This is a genomic window from Actinomyces ruminis, assembly GCF_002154335.2.
GTDB lineage: Bacteria > Actinomycetota > Actinomycetes > Actinomycetales > Actinomycetaceae > Actinomyces > Actinomyces ruminis.
On record NZ_MTPX02000016.1, the window covers coordinates 1 to 2381 of the forward strand.

At 74.8% G+C, this 2381-nt stretch carries 1 protein-coding gene and 1 pseudogene; both read right to left on the bottom strand.

The genetic code is table 11. The features are described from left to right. Positions 1-1030: pseudogene (locus BW737_RS17400) on the bottom strand (DEAD/DEAH box helicase); the annotation flags it as partial. 50 nt (positions 1031-1080) lie between these two features. Beyond that, on the bottom strand, positions 1081-2381 hold a 1301-nt coding region (locus tag BW737_RS17405), incomplete at its 5' end, for a helicase-related protein (protein WP_257210375.1).

Consider the following 2381-nt stretch of genomic DNA (forward strand, 5'->3'; position numbering starts at 1 on the left):
CCCGCCGGGCCCGTTCCAGTTCCGCGAGCCCGGCACGCACGACGCCGTGGGCGACGCCACCCGCACCGACGCCCCCGGCCGCATCCTCGCCCGCAGCGGCAACCTCGGCCTGCCCGCGCGCCGCCGATTCGTCGTCATTGCCCCGGCAGCGGGCGGCCAACTCACCGACCGAAAGCGGCCCGAGCTCGCGCAGCAGGTCGGCCAGGCCCTCGGCGTCGGTGCGCACCCGCCGCCCGGGCTCCAGCCGCTGCAGTTCGGACTCGACCCGCGCCATGACGTCCGCGTCCAGCAGATCGGCGATGCCGCCGTCGCCCACGAGTTCGGCCACGGCGTCGGGGTCTAGGGAGAGCAGGTGGGCGCGGCGCTCATCGTTGGGCACGTCGTACTGGTACAGGAAGGTGGCGGTGTAGCCGAACAGCAGGGGGCCGGCGAAGGGGGACGGCGTTTGCGTGACCGCCTCCACCACCTGCACCCGCCCCGTGGCTAGGCGTTCCATGAGGCCCCGCAGGGCGGGCAGGTCCCACACGTCCTGGAGGCATTCGCGGGCCGCCTCCACCAGCACCGGGAAGTCCGGGAACTGCCGGGAGGCCTCCAGGAGTTGGCCGGCCTTGAGTCGCTGCAGCCACAGCGGGGTACGGCGGCCGGGGCGGGCTCCCGGCATCAGCAGGGCGCGGGCGGCGCACTCGCGGAAGCGGGCGGCGAATACCGCAGTCTGGTCGACGCGCGTGCGCACCAGCTGCTCGATCTGTGCAGGATCGAAGATGAACAGTTCGGCGCCCGGCGGGCGCTCGGCGGGCGGCATCAGCGCCACCAGGCCGTCGTCGCCGGTGACGATCTGCGGGTCAACTCCCAGCGTGCGCAGCACCCGCTCCTTGATCGCCATGGCCCAGGGCTCGTGGACGCGGCGGCCGAGCGGGCTGTGCAGGATCAGCCGCCAGTTGTCGGCCTCGTCCCGGCAGCACTCCAGCACGATCGTGGTGTCGCTGGGGACGACGCCGGTGGCCGCCCGCTGCTCGCGCAGCAGCGACACCAGGTTGGCCTGGGCATTCGGGACCAGGCCGGCGCGCTCCAGGCGCTCGGTCAGCTCCGGTTGCGGCGCCGCGCCGAAGCCGCCGTCGCCCAGGGCCGTAGCCGCCTCGCGCAGGAAGGCGCCCTTCGCGGCACCGGTGGCCGCCAGGCGGCCGACCCCCTCGCCACGCCAGAAGGCAGGCGGGCGCTGCGGCCGGGCGCCGGGTCGACGACCACGCGGTCCGCCCCGATCTCGCGAATGCGCCAGGAGGAGGTGCCCAGGGTGATCACGTCCCCGACGCTGGACTCGTTGACCATCTCCTCGTCCAGCTCCCCCACGCGGCGGCGGCCCGCAGCGGCGTCGCCCTCGGGCAGCATTACGGGGAACATGCCCCGGTCGGGGATGGTCCCGGAGGCGGCGACAGCCAGGCGCTGCGCAGCGGGCCGGGCGGTGAGCGCGCCGGTTTCGCGGTCCCAGACGATCCGCGGGGAGAAGTCGGCGAGTTCGGCGGAGGCGTAGCCGCCGGCAAGCAGGTTCAGGACGGAGTCGAAGGCGGTGCGCGGCAGGCCCCGGTAGGGGGCGGCGCGGGTGACGGTGGCGTACCAGTCGTCGGCGGTGCGGTCCTCGACGGCGACGGCGGCCACCGTCTGCTGGGCGAGCACATCCAGCGCGTTGGGCACCAGGGAGGTGCACTCGATGCCGCCGGTGCGCATGCCCTCGGCGGCGTCGACGGCGTCCACGAGCTGGGTGCGCTCAACCGGGTAGATGATGCCGCGGGGCCGCCCGCCGACGCGGTGCTCGGCGCGGCCCACGCGCTGCAGCCCGGCGGCCACCGACGGCGGGGGCGCCACCTGGAGGACCAGGTCGATGGAGCCCATGTCGATGCCGAGTTCCAGGGAGGCGGTGGCCACCACGCAGCGCAGCTGGCCCGTCTTGAGCTCCTCCTCAACCTCGCGGCGCTGCTCCTTGGAGACCGAGCCGTGGTGGGCCTTGGCGATCACGGGGACGCCCTCCGGCAGGGGGCGGGCGTGGTGGCTCTCCCCCATCTCCCAGGACTCGTGGTGGCGGACCGGTTCGGGGGCCACATCTTCGGAGCCTTCGGCAGCCGCCGGGCCCCGCGCGGCCAGGTACTCGGCGTAGGCCTCGTTCAGGTGGGCGGTTAGGCGCTCGCACACGCCGCGGGAGTTGACGAAGATCAGCGTGGTGCGGTGGGCGAGGATCTGTTCCAGCAGGGCGTGCTCGATATGCGGCCAGATGGAGGCCGTCATGCGGGCCGGGGCTTCGCCGTCGGCGCGGCCGGGGGCCATGGCGGCGCGCAGGGCCCGATCCGAGCGCCACGCCTCCCGGCCGCTACGGCCGCCCCGGCTGCCGG